A 15,318-nucleotide genomic window follows, 5' to 3' on the forward strand; every position below is an offset into this window, starting at 1 on the left:
GAGTTTTTAGAGGTTTGCAAGCAGCCGCTTTTAGATTTTTCCAACTAAGTCAATAGAAGGATACAGCGTTTTTTCACCGGGATGCCATTTTGCGGGGCATACCTGATCGCCGTGTGCGGCAGTAAACTGAGCGGCCTGCACCTTGCGGAGTAATTCGGAAGCATCGCGGCCGATGCTGTTATCGTGTACTTCATACGCTCTAATGATACCGTCAGGGTCAATGACAAAAGAACCGCGGAGTGCGACCCATGTCTCAGGTACAAGGATACCCAACGAAGCAGCAAAAACACCCGCTTTATCGGCAATCATTTCATAAGGTAAAGCACTGATTGTTGCACTTGCATCAGCCCATGCCTTATGTACAAACTCGCTGTCGGTAGAGACGGAAAATACCTTGCATCCGATTTCTTGAAATTCGGGATACAGCTTACCTAAATCGGCTAATTCGGTCGGACACACAAATGTAAAGTCTGCGGGATAAAACATAAACACAGACCAATTACCCAACAACGATTTACTTGATACCGTGGTAAACTTTCCTTTGCAGTAGGCAGGCAGGGTAAAATCAATAATCTTTGTTCCGATTAAATTTTCCATAAAATGCTCCTATAACTTGAAATAATAATCGTTACGATGATAATGAAAGCCCCTCTAAATGTCTAGTACGCGCTAACCGCGGTATTGAGTTTTTTATGTAATCCGCCGATATTGTAGACGAATATGCCTAAGCGTTGTTATTCCGTCTGTCTTTTTATTTTTTCTCTTGCGGTGTTCTCCGTCCATTCATCAGATACGCTCCATATATTGGAGAAAGGCGAAACGCTCTATGCACTCAGCCGCAAGTACTCGGTGCCGGTTGCTATCCTCCTAGAGCGGAATAACATTAGCGATGCGGGGAAAATTACGGTTGGGCAAAAAATCTATATTCCCGAAACATATACAATACAAAAAGGAGATACACTTTACAGTATTGCAAAAAAATTCTCCGTTACTGTCGAAGCTCTGAGGAAAGCGAATAGTCTTTCGGACTCTGCCGTCTTAAAAGTCGGAAAAATATTGATTGTGCCGGAAAGAGAAAAAACAGCCGTTGCTGCAGTTCCCAAAAATACTGCGACCACTCAACAAAATGCTCAAGCTTCATGGGAGGATCCGCGCTCTTACGTAAAAAAATCAATCGATAAAAACCTGCTGTGGCCGGTTTCCGTTGTCGATATTTCGTATCTTTCCGGGAAACTCTACGGCGTTGCTATCGATTCGACAGCGAATGCTCCCGTACAAGCTATCGCTTCGGGGCGTGTCATTTCAATCGGTCCGCACCGAGGATACGGGCAGGTCATCTTTATTCAATCAAAAACAAAACACGTCTATGTATACGGAGGGTTGGCACAGATACTCCCGCAAGCGGGTGCACACATTACCGTCGGTCAAAAACTCGGTACTCTTGCCGCAGACTCCCTCACCGGTACACCGCGTCTTTATTTTATGGTATACGCAAACAATAAACCGCTTGATCCTGCAAAGGCTCCGCGCGGCAAATAAAACCGTAGAGTTACCCGTTGGAGAAAATATGGAATTCAAGCACCTTGAAGTATTTGTAAAGCTGGTCGAAAACCTGAGCTTTTCTGCAGCGGCGGAAGAACTGAATATTTCGCAGCCGACGGTCAGCCTGCACATTAAGCAGCTTGAGGAAGAACTCGACACGCCGCTGTTTATCCGTTCCACGCGGGAGCTGAAAATTACGGAAGAGGGAACAATACTCTACCGCGAAGCAAAAGATTTGCTGCAACAGCGTTCGTCGCTTATCGATCGGTTTATCAATCCAAACCGAAAGATAGTACGGCTCGGCTCATCTACCATTCCGACGGGCTATATTCTCCCTTTTATATTAAGCCGGTTCAGAAGAGACCACCCCAATATTCTTATTCAAGTAGAAGAACAAAACAGCTACGAAACGATTAAGAGGATTTCCGCCCGAAAGGTCGATGCAGGAATTGTCGGCATGAAAACCGATGATGAAAACTGCGAATTCCGGCCGATTTATCAGGATGAGTTTGTCTTTATCACACCCAATATTCCCTATTATCGGGCTTTACAGCAGACAAAGCCTGATTTAAAGCGGCTCGCACAGGAACCGCTCATCGTACGGGAAAGCGGATCTGCGGTAAAGCAAAATATGGAACTCATGCTCAACACTGCAAATATTTCTATAGAATCGCTCCATATTATCACCTCGATTAACAATATCGAAGTGATAAAGCGACTCGTTGCACAGGGAGCAGGCACTTCATTTATTTCCAAAATTGCCGTAGACGATATGATTGACCGCGGAGAACTGCTTGCATTCTCTCTTGAGCATATACCGCACCGCTACCGCGATCTTTATCTTGTATGGAATAAAAAGATTACGCTTCCGGCATATTTGCAGGAGTTTTTAAACTGCGCTCTTGAATACTCTCAAAATAAGTTTTCAAAAAGTTGAGGGCATCTCTCTCTTTTAAGGATGCCCTTGAGCTTAAACAATCCCTAAACACCTTGGAACAGCAGCCAGCGGGCAAGTACACCGGCAATAGTGCTAAACGGAGGAGTTCCCGTCTGCGCATATTCTTCAAGCGCATAGCCTATCTTTACAAAGAAGGTTGTAATACTCGCTAACCCGGCAGTTACCATCAATATACCGAAGAAGATAATCAGCAATCCGGCAGTTATCTTAACTCCACGAGTATGCCGCTTGAACCACTGCAACACCGGTTCCGCTTTATCAAAAAACAGCCCTACCAGCAAGAAAGGAATGCCGAGTCCGAGCGAATATGCCCCAAGCAAAAAGGTTGCTTTTGTGATATTACCTGCCTGAGCCGCAAAGAGCAGAATAGACGACAATATCGGCCCGATACAGGGACTCCATCCGGCGGCAAACAACATACCGAATACAAAAGCCTTTGAAAAACTTGCAGCAGTGTTCGGCGCCTGTGCTTTTATCTCTCCGCGTAAAAAAGGGATAAAATCGAAGAGCATATTAAGACCGAGCAGAATAACAACTACCCCAGCCCCCCGCATAATCATACGCGGTACGGAACTGCCGATAAAGCGTGCACCCGTACCGAAAAGAATAGCGAGCAGCACAAACACCACCGTAAACCCAAGCACAAAGCTGACACTTCGCAGAAAAAGGCGCATACGGCCGCTGCCGCCTTCACGGATTTCGGTCAAAGATTCACCGGAAATAAACGAAAGATAAACCGGAATGAGCGGCAAGACGCAAGGGCTTAAAAATGAAAGCAGCCCTGCAAAAAAAGCCCCAAACAGGCCGGGAAGAGAGGCACTACCCATCAGCCAGTTCCTTAAGCAGTTTTATCAATTCCGCTTGGTCATATTCCATCGCCCCGATACGCGCGGCAATAACCTTTCCTTCTTTATTAACCAGATAGGTAGAAGGGAGACCGCGTGCCGCAAAAATGGACGACAATTCGTTCGATTCATCCAAATAGATGGGGAATGTATACTTATTTTTTTCGATAAAAGACGCCACCTGTGAACGATGCTCACCGGCATCGACGGCAACAATCCGGAAGTTTGTACCGCTCATCTGCTTGTATAGGCGCTCGATAGAGGGCATTTCGGCACGGCACGGCGGACACCATGTCGCCCAAAAATTCAGGAGCGTGATATTACCGGTAAAATCGCTCACTTTGACAGACTCACCCTTAAGTGCCGGTATGGGTGCCGCTATCGGCAAATCAATCGGCTGGTCATACACATAAAACCCAAGCGAACTGAGCGCCGAGACCGGATCGGTATTGGTATGTTGAGCCGCAGAGGTCGGCACTGCCGCAGAAGCAGCGGCGCTTGACTGAGCCCTCGCATCCGGCGTTGTAACAGGAGCGGCGGCCTGCGCTTGTTTCGCGGAACAGCCGAACGCAAAAATACTAAAAACGAGACATAAAGATAATATTTTCATGCACACAAAATAGTATATTTACGCCAAGAAGTCAAATATTCGGAATGATTTTTAATTAAATAATTCAGCAGCAGGGCAAATGCATTAGGTAGAGTAGAGCAAAAGTGCAAAATAATTGGGGCGACTAGAAACAGTCTGATGCGTTTGCACGATAGGTTCCTTAAAATTCAACAGTCGAACAAAATATCAATTTTTGAGACCGTTGAATTCGTGCGCGATAGCGCACACGTCAATAAGCGATGTTTGCGTAAGCAAACTCGCAGCGTTTTTCAGCCGCGCTATTTCAGCGGCTGAAAATAAACCTTGACTTTTTTTCACTCCTATTGTATACATATAGCACATTTGCAGTGAACACTGCGAGTTCAAGAGATCGTAGCTCATTTGGATAGAGCAACTGCCTTCTAAGCAGTAGGTGGCGGGTTCGAATCCCGCCGGTCTCATCGTATCATCCCGCCGGCTTCCGATAGCAAAGATACTTCATATTATCTTTTTTACCTTTCATCTGCACAAATAATCAACTCAAAATTTTCTTCCGGGCGATTATCCCAATAGCCGTGAAATACCGTGTTGTATATTCACTGTGGCTCTTGTATAATAATAGAAGCATTTATAAACCTTTAGTTTTTAAGTGGCCCAACTACTGATGAGTTGAATGGAGTACAAAGAGCGATGAAAAAATCCGGTATTGTTTTAATGATTATAACCCTGGCAGCCCTTATCGCCGGCTGCGGCAAAGGTTCAAGTTCGGGCGATGCGAATCAAAAAGCGTATATCGCAAAGCTGCAAGAACAGACGCAGCGCAAGTACAATGATCCTAATATTTCGGATTTTGAAAAGCAGTTTTTACCGCAGTATGCAATAGAAACGCCCGAACCCGAACAGAACTCCAAGATACCGGCGTTTAAAGCGCCCGCGCCGCAATCATCGGCAAAAGATGTCTCGGTTATTCCCGGGGTACGGGCGCTTACGGCATACAAAACCTCCTATACGCCTCAATTGACGGCAGAGACCGGCGAGCAAACCAAAGGCGTAGCGGAAACCATCGATCTCCCGCAGAGCGGAGCGCTCACGGTTGCCGACTGGGGACCAAAAGGCAAGATCCCCGCGGCGGTAACCTCGCCGTCCTTTTATGTCGTGTTCTCGCTGCCGGTTAAGGCAATCGGCGCCCTCGGCAAACCGGAAACGGAGTCCCCATACCTATCGATTAGTCCAGCCGTAAAAGGCATATTCCGCTGGTACGGCTCGCGGTACCTTGCTTTTGAACCTGAAGAAAACCTTAAACCCGGACAGAAATACACGATAACCGTTAAAGACAGCGTACGGGCGCTCAACGGAAAACAAATAGAAGGAAAAAGACAGTTCACCGTTACCAGCGAAGTGCTCCGAATCACCTATTCTCAGCCCGGCTATATGCTGCGGAAAAACTCCGACCGGTGGATACCCATCAACACCGACAACCTGATTCCGGAAGCGGCAAACGATGTGCAGCTCAGCTTCAATTATCCGGTACAGCCTGCCGAACTGCAATCGATTCTTTCCGTATCGGTACAAGAAGCCGGAAAACAAGCGGTTCCATACCGCTATACCGTCACCCGCCCCGAAGGGGAAAACAACTTTACCGTATTGGTGAATATCAATGGAAAAATCCCCTTTAATGCAACGGTTACCGTAGCGGCAAAGCGTCCGGACGGTTCTCTCACCACGGCGCAATACCATACGCTCAAGCCGTTTACCTGCAAGGACGCATCGGTTTATCATAACGACTACGGCTATAAAAACCCGATAGCCCTCCGGTTCTCCCATCCGGTGGATAAAAAGACCGTACTCAACAATATTTCCATACAACCGGCGCTTACATTCGGTGAAAAAAACATCGAAGTGCACAATGCAACATCGTACTATTCAACCGTACTTATTCACGGCTTGCCGGTCGCACCCCAAGAAACATACACCGTTACCGTACAAAACGGCATAAAGGACACCTACGGCAGAGCTCTTGCCTCCGCTGCATCCTATACGGTTACCGTTCCCGATGCACCGAGTTTTGTGCAATATACCGATACTGGACATCTGATGCTGGAAGCGGCGTATCCGCATAAATACCTCCTTGAATATCAAAATATTCTTTCCCCGTCGAGCTATGCAATCGCAAAAACCGACAACCCGCTTGATCTGAGCTCATGGGGAGAGGCTTATGACCGTTCAAAGGCAAAGACCTTAGATGCTTCCGTACGGAATAAACGGTTGTTTGAACTCGCCGACCTTGACCCCTACCTTGAAAACGGCAAAGGTTTTGTCTGCATCGATACGGAAATAACACTCCCGCCCTATTCTCAGCGGAATAACAAGCCGCGTGTCAGCTACCGAACTTCGACCGTGCAGGTAACGGACATCGGCATTACCGTCCGTTCCGCGCTCAATAAAACCGTTGTGCTGGTTTCTAAGCTCTCGACAGGGGAACCCGTTGAAGGCGCTTCGGTATACCTGTACGACGCAAAAACCGATAAGAATGAAGCGGTCAGCCCCGAAGAAGGTGCGCAAGAATCCTTTGCCTCCGGCACCACCGATAAAGAAGGGCTTGCCGTCCTTCCCTACGGAAGCAAAAGTATCCGCTTTTTCCGCAATGCGAAAAATTATACTGCCGTATTTGTAGAAAAAGACGGGGATAAAGCTGTTTTTTATCCGCATACCCACAGCCCATGGCGCTTCGATGTTCCTGCAGCGTACCATCCGTCGGAAGTTGCTGAAACACATCAGCGGACGTTCCTCTTTTCGGACAGAGGGCTGTATAAACCCGGAGAAACGGTTTCGTTCAGAGGTATCGACCGCACACAAACATTCAATACCTTCGCGCCGTACGAGGGGCAGTACACCGTTACGTTATCGGGTTATTCATCGGAAGGAGATGAGGTAGACGTTGCAGAACAGGAAGGCACCTGTACCGATTCGGGGAGCTTTTGGGGAGCATTCGATTTACCGGAAGATTTAGCGCCCGGCTCTTACAGCCTGACCTACCGGCGGACTGACGACGATAACAACAACGAAGCACAGGAATGCCCCATCACCGTTGCGTATTTTGAAAAGCTGAAATTTCAGGCGGAAGTAACTATGCCGCAACAGCCGGTCATCATGGGAGATACTATCAAAGCGGCGATATCCGCCTCGTACCTTTCGGGCGGAGGGCTTGGTAAGGCTGCATACAGCGGAAGCTGGATGCGTCAAGGCGCCTCTTTCAGCCCTCACCATGCGGTATTGAAGGACTATCGATTCGGAGTAGAAGGCTATGGTATCGATCATGTTGCATCGTTTTCCGGAAAACTGTCGAACACGGGTACGGCGGAACTTTCCTGCCAAGCGGCGGCTTCGGAAGGCATTATCGGCCTCCCCTATCGCTACAGCACCGAGGTTTCGATAACCGACATCAGCAATCAGCAAATTTCCGCACGGAATACCGTTATGGTACATCCGGCAGCGCTCTACATCGGACTTGCACGGCCTGAAAACCTTGCCGGCTTTGCGCAAAAGGGACAAAAGCTCACCTTCCCGTTCATCCTCGCCTCCCCCGACGGCAATCCGCTTAGCGACACCAAACCGGCCGCAGGAGATTTTATCGTTGAGCTGATCAGGGAAGACTGGAAACTCGTACAGGAGCGCGGTTCGGGCGGCAGTATTTACTCAAACTACGAAAAAGAAAACATCACCGAGTATACGGCAACCGTGAAACCCGCTGCAAAGGGAACGGTGCAGGTAACACCGAAAAATGCAGGTTCATATATTCTGAGTATGAGCGGAACCGATACCGCAGGACGGAAATTCAAAACCGATTACCGCTTCTATGTTACCGGATCGGGCGCGAGTTTTTGGGATCGCGATTATGAAGATGCCGTGCGCCTAACGCCCGACCAATCGCTGTACAACCCCGGTGACACCGCCCGCATTTTGATGCAAAGCCCGCTCCCTGCGGGAAGATACCTCATCACGGTGGAGCGCGAAGGTATTTTTACGGAAGAAGTCCGCGAACTCGACGGGAATACGCAAGTTTTGGAAATCCCCATCGCAGGCAACTATATTCCCGTGGTGTATGTCGCGGTGTCGTCGTATTCAGTACGGACAAAAGAGCCGCAGCACAAGCACGGTGAACTTGACCTTGATAAGCCGAAAGGTATTTTCGGTATGACGCCGATCTTTGTAAATGCCCGCGTCAAAGCATTCTCCGTCGAACTCGCCGCGGATAAGTCCGTGTACAAGCCCGGAGAGGAAGCAACCGTTACGCTGACGGCAACAAGAGGCGGTAAGCCGCTCGCCAATGCGGAACTCACCCTGCTTGCCGTAGATCGCGGTGTCCTCGATTTAATAGATTATCACGTGCCCAATCCGCTTGATTTCTTCTATGATCCCGATAATTTCCAACTCGGCGTCGTCGGCGGAGATTCCCGCGCGTGGCTGATGGATCCCGTTATGGAAGAAGCGAAAACCCTTGCAGGCGGCGATTCGGACGGCGGAAAAGGAGATGATGAAACGGAACGCAGCAACTTTAACCCGACTGCGGTGTTCATTCCTATCTTAAAGACGGATTCAAACGGTAAGGTAACGGCAACCTTTAAACTGCCGGATACGCTGACCAGCTACCGACTTACCGCCGTCGGAGCACATACCGACCTTTTTGCCCTGCACGAAGAAGAGATTACCGTGCAGAACACCGTCAATATCCTGCCGGTTATGCCCCGCCGCCTCCGCGAACGAGATACGGCAGAATGCGGCGTCCTCATTTCCAATGTGGACACCCGCGCTCACACCATTACGGTAGGAGCCTCGGTTCGTGCTGCTCAGACACAAGACGGTACGGCCGATACTGCCGGCGATCGCACAGTGACAGACAACGCCTTTATCGACGGGGAAACAACGCATACGGTTACCGTTGCAGGCGGGCAGCAGGCTGCGGTCTACTTTGATATTGCAGCGGTAAAGGCGGGCACGGTAGAGGCGGTGTTTACCGTTTCTTCCGATGCGCTCAAAGAAAAACTGATTCAGCCGCTCGTTATCGAACGACCCTTTGTCTTTGAAACCGTAACTTCAACCGGCGCTCTCGCAAAAGATGAACGCGAAGCAGCCGAGGGGCTGATCATTCCGTCTATGGCAGATGAAAATACCGGATCGCTCAGTCTGACGCTGGATTCAAGCGGACTCGGCGCATTGTCGTCGGCTATTGATTACGTATTCGACTATCCGTTCCTCTGCATGGAACAGCAGTCCGCCCGCATTCTGCCGCTCGTCCTGTTTGAAAACTACATCGACGTATTCTCGCTTAAAAGTAAGGTACCGAATGTCCGGCACACGGTCAAAAAAACGATGGCGGCATGGGCGCGGGAACAAACGTCCGAAGGCGGCTTTCCCTACTGGCCGGGCGGCTGGTATACGGATTTTTATGTCAGCTTACGAATTGCGCATATCTGCGCCGCCGCACAGCAGCGCGGATACAGCCAAGATGATATTGCCGTCAATACCAAAAAACTGACCGACTATATTCGCTCGCAGCTGCTTGCAAATAGGAAAGCACTCTCGCCGTACTTACAAGCCTACGCCTGCTTTGTACTGGCAATGAACAACGCCGGTTTTGATGAAAGCATTTTGACGGCAGTTCAGGCGCGTGTAATTCCTCAGCTGGAAGACTACACCGCGCAGCCGAATGATCTTGCAGCCCTTGCATTGCTGAGCTTAACCTACACGCAGCGGAACCGCGCCGGAGATGCAGCAAAGGCGGCGAAGTGCACTGAGCGGATTATAAACTCCTGCCGCTTTACCACCCGCAGCGTATCGCTCGCGGTGCCGCCGCAGCAGGGCTACCGCTTCTGGTACGGGAATGACATTTCCCTCGACTTGGCGCTTATTCTGCAGAGCTTGGTAAAAGCTGCGCCCGACCATAGCCGCGAGGATGCAGTACGGGCAGTGCTGTACACCCTGCTCCAGCGTCAAAAGGGCGGCTATTGGCAAAATACGGCAACGACCGCTCACGTGCTGGAAGCAGTGTACGAATATATTCAGTATGCGCAGCTTGATGCTACCGACCTCACCGCTGCGGCGTCACTGCCCGGCGGAGACCTTCTCACTGCGGCGTTCAAAGGAGCGGCAGCAAAACCTGTTTTCCAAATGTTCTCCTTTAAAGAACAGCCGGTGTCGGGAGCAAAGCGGGATACCCTGCTGCCGCTCCGCTTTACCAAAACCGGTACGGGACAGCTCTACTACACAGCCTCGCTTGCGTATGCACTGCCGCAGGAACGCCAGCAGCCGCGCGACGAAGGGCTCGGTGTTTCCTGTACTATCCGCGACATCGCCGCAGATAAAATCGTAACGCCGAATTCGGAGAACAGCTCGATGATCACCCTCGAAAGCGGCAAAACCTACGAAATGGCAATCCGCCTCTCGTCGGGAAAGGACTATACGTTTGTCGCACTGCGGGCGCCCATTCCGTCAGGCGCGGAAATTTTAGACGCAGCCTTCGTTACCACTGCATCAAACGATTACGAGGAAAAAGATACGGAAGAGTCGTGGACTGATTGGCGGGATCCAAGTAAGCAGCAGATATACGACAACGAAGTTCAGTATTTCTGGAACAGTTGGGACAAAGGCGGCACCACGGTACGCTTTAAATTCCGTGCAGCCCGCCGCGGAGTGTTCCCCTGCCCGCCCGCAACCGCCGAGTGTATGTACGAAAACGAAATCTTCGGACGAAGCGGCGGAGTGCTGTATGTGATTAAGTGATGGATATACCGGCAGGATAAACGTATCAGACTGAGTAAATTGCGGAACGGCAATAACCGTGCTATAATATCGGTATGAACTTTCTACGGAAACTGCCGATCGGCGTACAGAGCTTTAAGGTCTTACGGAATGACCGCTATCTCTATGTAGACAAAACAGAGTATCTTGCGCGATTAGTAACCGGCGGTCGAGTCTATTTTCTCAGCCGCCCGCGCAGGTTTGGGAAAAGCCTGTTTCTTTCAACACTGGAGGCGTATTTTCTCGGGCAAAAGGAGCTGTTCAGGGGTCTATATCTCGAAGAGGCGGAGGAAGAACTCGCCATGCAAGAGAATAGAGCCACATGGCAGGAATATCCTGTACTATACTTTGATTTTAATACGGGGCAGTATGACACACTCGAGAGTTTAATAAGCCGTATCGAGCTTTTTTTATCCCCGCTTGAAAAAAAATATGCAATACTTTCTGTTCAAGGAGATTTAGCACAACGGCTTGAAGAAATCATCAAACAGATATACGAGATGACGCACGAACAGGTGGTTATTCTCGTAGATGAGTACGATAAACCCTTACTGCAAACGATGGGTGTCAACGAAGAACTCAATGAAAAGTACCGAACTATCTTGAAAGCCTTCTATTCGGTGATAAAAACCTGCGATCAATACATCCGCTTTGCTTTTCTCACCGGGGTTACTAAGTTTAGCAAAATCAGTATTTTTAGCGACTTGAACAATCTTGAAGATATCAGCTTACGCAATGATTATGCAGGAATATGCGGTATTACGGAACAGGAACTTGAGCAGAATTTTGAGCCGGAGATAGAAGCATTGAGTATCGCAGAAGGTTTGACGAGAAGTAAAACGCTTGCGACCTTGAAGAAGCAGTATGACGGGTATCTCTTTGCAAAAGCCGGCGTGAATGTGTATAACCCCTTCAGTCTTTTAAGTGCATTTAAGGCGAAAGACTTTGGCAGCTATTGGTTTAGTACGGGAACACCGACTTTTTTAGTCAATTACTTAAAAGAGGCGCATTATTTTATCCCTGATTTGGATGGGAATGTTGAACTCAATGAAGCAGGATTGGAAACGTATCGTGCGGTAACAGAAAATGCATTACCCATTCTGTTTCAATCAGGGTACTTGACGATTATAGGGTATAGCAAAGAAGCGCGACTGTATAAGCTCGGCTTTCCGAATGATGAAGTACGATACGGCTTTTTAGAGAATCTACTGCCTGCATATTCAGGTTTGCCGCTCGGTGATACAGGCAAGTCGGTATGGCAGTTTGTACAAGACATCCGTGAGGGGAAAGTTGACTCTTTTATGGAACGGATGAAGTCAATCATAGCAGGTATACCGTATGATAACTTCACCGAAGAAAACCGCACAATCAGAATCGCCATGGATGGCGATGGTTCCATGCAGAAACAAGTTTGCCATGCAAACTTGCAGCTCAAAGATGTACACGGATGTACATCTTTGAGCAAGCTGCGAGAACAAAACTATCAAACGGCAGTGTATTTGGTCTTTGCACTGATGGGACAGTTTGTACAGACCGAGGTACACTGCTATAGCAGAACTGCCACGGATGGCGGTGGTTCCATGCAACAGCGATGTTTCGGCGGTGCCGAAACTCGCAGCCAAAACTATACACGGATGTATAGTTTTGGCGTTGCGGACTGCGTGGTTACTACTGCAGAAACAATCTATCTCTTTGAGTTTAAGCTCACCGGTAACGGTAGTGCAGAGGATGCACTCAATCAGATAAAAGAGAAAGAATATGCAGCAAAATATCAGATGGACGGAAAGAAGGTGGTACTCATCGGTGTGGGATTTGATGAACAAAAGCGTACGATTAAAGACTGGCAGGTAGCTCATGGGTAATGCGGGATAAAAGTATAATCGTGTATCACGGCTCTGATCGGATTATTGCTCAGCCTGACACCGAGCACTCGCGGCTTAACGGCATTTCCGATATGCGTTGTATGAGCGACGACTATCTTACGGAGGAATTGAAGGCGGAAGATATACAAAATAAGTAGTGAGTCGGTTACCTTGCAGGGATATTCTGTAAAATCGATTTTACTTGTTTACAGAATTATTTTCCCTAGAACGCTCCCGATTCTTTTTCCACGCCTTAAATTCTTCATACTCCTTTTTTTCATCCTTTATTTTCTGATTAGTATTTCTAAAATACATGATAGCAAATACGATACATACCGGAATACCGATAAAAAACAGTATTCCGAATATCGGAAATTCGAACCATGAAATAATCCATAGGGCACCTCTAAAAACCTCTTAAAAAAGATGTAAAAAATGCTAAAGTAGAAGCATGAAAGGCAGAGGCTTATTTGATGAAGAAGAGCGGTTTAAGGTATTGAGCAAGCTCGGAGACAACCTTGAGAGACTAAATAAAAAATAAATTGGGAACTATTTAGACCGATTCTAAAGAAAGCGTTACAAAAAGAATCGAAAGGTCTTGGCGGAAGACCGGCGTATGATTATGTGATGATGTTTAAGATCGTCATTTTACAAAGATTATACAGCGCTTATTTTAGGCAATGCAGATCTCAAGGCAGTATGTAAAGACCTAAAAGAAGTATACTCAGCCATTACAGCTGATGCCGGACATGATGCATTGGAAGCATTCGTGAAGAAATGGAAGGTATAAGTTGGCCGTCTGAAATAGCGCCGTCCAACTTAACCGTCGAGTTTGCATAAATGCAAACCTCGCTTATTGACGTGTGCGCTTTTCGCGCACGAATTGAACAACTTCAAAAGTTCACACTTTGGAAGTTGTTCAATTTTATGGGATGACCAATACCCGATGATCCAGGCGGCGTGGGAGAGAAACTGGAATGAGCTCATCGAGTTTTTCAATTACCCGATGGACATACGAAAAGCCATTTACACAACAAACGCTATTGAGTCGTTGAACTTCAGCTTAAGAAAAATCACGCGCAATAAATCAAGTTTTCCAGATGACGATTCGATTTATAAGGTGATGTATTTGGCGATACGGAATGCGAGTAAACGCTGGACGATGCCGATCAGAAATTGGGCATTAGCAGTAAATCAGTTTGCCATACTATTTGACAAACGGGTTCCAATCTGCTAATACGTATATATCCATTTACACAATTTTCCTGACAGGCTCAAAAATTCGTCATATTCACGCTTCGTTTCCAGCTCATCAAGGCTATCTATTAATTCGTCTCATCCCATGGTTATCAGCTTAGTATATTTTTTAAGTCTTAAACATCCTTTTTTTCAAAAATTGATTTCCGTGTTTTTTTGGGTAATACTTCTTCTAATTTATATAAGAATTAAATAGACTCTTCATAACAACAGACTCTTCATAACAACAGACTCTTCAGAAAGCTTGCTATTCCCTTTAAGATTTTGTATAATTGGAGCAGGTTCCGTTATCAGAGTTTAAAATATGATACTAGGTTCTATTTTATATATGTTATAAATAGAAAAAATGTGTTTTATAGGAGGTTAATTATGAAGCACAAGAAGATGGTTTTGGTTTTGGTTCTTTCGCTTGCATCTGCTGTTTTTGCATTTGCAGATTTTTCGATTTCGTTCGGTCCTGCCTTTACGAATTATTTTGTTCACAGTAAAAACGAAGGCGATGTCACTGCATTGGGTTTAGCTAATTTAGAAAATGCAGTAAAAAATCTTAGAAATGAAAGCAACAATGCGGCTGGAATCGCAGTGGATCTGAGAGCCGAATTTTTTTATCTAATGGCTCAAATTGCCTTTCCCGGAAAGAGCCATAAGGATTTGTTTAATAATGTAAGCGGCGGGACAGAAAATTTTATAAAAAAGAGTCATGTTATATTCGATAGTCAGATTGGAGCAGGTTATACATTTTTTGAAAAATCAAGGTTTAACCTCTTTGTAGGCGGCGGCTTAGGTTTAAATGCGGTGAGCTCGACGGAAACTGCGAAGATAGGAGCTCTTAACGCATCATACGAAAAGTTGGATGTTATGTTCGGTTTAGGTGCAAATATTTTAGCAAGTTTTTATTTTACCGATATGATAGGCATTTACGGCGGCATAGCTGATACTTTCTATTTTGTACCCTTAAGGGTTGAAAAAACTTTCAAGCTTGGCAGTACATCCATCAATGTTTCAAATAAAGATAAGCTAAAAGATATTCTTGCTAACAGTGTAAACTTAAAGTTAGGTCTTTCGCTAAAGTTCTAATTTTAATTGTTTTACGCAAAAAGGCAGCCCATTAAATGAGCTGCCTTTTTTATTGAGCAAGAGCTTTATTTTACGAAAAACTTACCATAGGTAAATACAGCAACATACAAATGAGCAAAATCGATGATTGGATACATAATTATGACGTATGTTTTGCTATAAAACTGCCAATCAGATATATAGGAAAACCTCTAAAAACTTCCGTTTTGAGAGGTTTTCTGTAGATTTAGGTTGCCGTCATAGCCGTAAAGCACTTGCCGGTTTGCGGTTTAAACTTACAGCATAGGTGTGTGCGATAATATTGTTGCGTTTGAGTGATTCTGAACGAAATCCATTTAAGAATCTGATGTACGAAGAGGATCAGCCCGATGGTCTCAACACTATAATCCA

11 protein-coding genes and 1 tRNA gene are annotated in these 15,318 nt (G+C 46.8%); 9 read left to right on the top strand and 3 right to left on the bottom strand.

The genetic code is table 11. The features are described 5' to 3' along the window. Window positions 1-30: 30 nt before the first annotated feature. Window positions 31-597 carry a redoxin domain-containing protein gene (locus E4N66_RS08385; protein WP_044012964.1) on the bottom strand — a complete coding sequence of 189 codons (567 nt, stop codon included), beginning with the start codon at window positions 595-597 and terminating at the stop codon, window positions 31-33. Between the two features lie 123 nt (window positions 598-720). Between E4N66_RS08385 and E4N66_RS08390 the strand changes: the two genes are divergently transcribed. Together E4N66_RS08390 and E4N66_RS08395 are read left to right on the top strand one after the other, a co-directional pair. Continuing rightward, on the top strand, window positions 721-1,539 hold the full coding sequence (locus E4N66_RS08390; protein WP_253727642.1) for a M23 family metallopeptidase: 819 nt from the start codon (window positions 721-723) through the stop codon (window positions 1,537-1,539). Between the two features lie 28 nt (window positions 1,540-1,567). Next, window positions 1,568-2,479, top strand: coding sequence for a selenium metabolism-associated LysR family transcriptional regulator (locus E4N66_RS08395; protein ID WP_253727643.1), 912 nt, complete (start codon window positions 1,568-1,570; stop codon window positions 2,477-2,479). A 44-nt stretch (window positions 2,480-2,523) separates the two neighbouring features. Here the strand turns inward: E4N66_RS08395 and E4N66_RS08400 are convergent, their stop codons facing one another. Both E4N66_RS08400 and E4N66_RS08405 read right to left on the bottom strand, forming a co-directional pair. After that, window positions 2,524-3,327 carry a cytochrome c biogenesis CcdA family protein gene (locus tag E4N66_RS08400; RefSeq protein ID WP_253727644.1) on the bottom strand — a complete coding sequence of 268 codons (804 nt, stop codon included), beginning with the start codon at window positions 3,325-3,327 and terminating at the stop codon, window positions 2,524-2,526. Further along, window positions 3,320-3,955 carry a TlpA family protein disulfide reductase gene (locus E4N66_RS08405; protein WP_253727646.1) on the bottom strand — a complete coding sequence of 212 codons (636 nt, stop codon included), beginning with the start codon at window positions 3,953-3,955 and terminating at the stop codon, window positions 3,320-3,322. The genes E4N66_RS08400 and E4N66_RS08405 overlap by 8 nt, the downstream gene beginning before the upstream one ends. Before the next feature lie 366 nt (window positions 3,956-4,321). Between E4N66_RS08405 and E4N66_RS08410 the strand changes: the two genes are divergently transcribed. From E4N66_RS08410 to E4N66_RS08440, 7 genes are all read left to right on the top strand, one after another. Continuing rightward, a tRNA-Arg gene (locus tag E4N66_RS08410) sits at window positions 4,322-4,395 on the top strand. 229 nt (window positions 4,396-4,624) lie between these two features. Beyond that, on the top strand, window positions 4,625-10,714 hold the full coding sequence (locus E4N66_RS08415; protein WP_253727647.1) for an Ig-like domain-containing alpha-2-macroglobulin family protein: 6,090 nt from the start codon (window positions 4,625-4,627) through the stop codon (window positions 10,712-10,714). Between the two features lie 74 nt (window positions 10,715-10,788). After that, window positions 10,789-12,594, top strand: a complete 1,806-nt coding sequence (locus E4N66_RS08420) for an ATP-binding protein (RefSeq protein WP_253727649.1) — start codon at window positions 10,789-10,791, stop codon at window positions 12,592-12,594. Continuing rightward, window positions 12,594-12,752 (top strand): hypothetical protein, encoded by a 159-nt coding sequence (locus E4N66_RS08425; protein ID WP_253727650.1) that lies wholly within the window; start codon window positions 12,594-12,596, stop codon window positions 12,750-12,752. The genes E4N66_RS08420 and E4N66_RS08425 overlap by 1 nt, the downstream gene beginning before the upstream one ends. 472 nt (window positions 12,753-13,224) lie before the next feature. Then, window positions 13,225-13,299, top strand: coding sequence for a hypothetical protein (locus E4N66_RS08430; protein WP_253729444.1), 75 nt, complete (start codon window positions 13,225-13,227; stop codon window positions 13,297-13,299). Between the two features lie 241 nt (window positions 13,300-13,540). Beyond that, on the top strand, window positions 13,541-13,831 hold the full coding sequence (locus E4N66_RS08435) for a transposase (RefSeq protein ID WP_044012988.1): 291 nt from the start codon (window positions 13,541-13,543) through the stop codon (window positions 13,829-13,831). A gap of 389 nt (window positions 13,832-14,220) precedes the next feature. After that, a complete protein-coding gene (locus tag E4N66_RS08440) occupies window positions 14,221-14,928 on the top strand; it encodes a DUF2715 domain-containing protein (RefSeq protein WP_253674127.1) in 708 nt (235 codons plus the stop codon). The last annotated feature ends 390 nt before the right edge of the window (window positions 14,929-15,318 follow it).

Origin of the sequence: Treponema sp. OMZ 857, assembly GCF_024181085.1 — a bacterium.
In the GTDB taxonomy this organism is placed as follows: Bacteria; Spirochaetota; Spirochaetia; order Treponematales; family Treponemataceae; genus Treponema.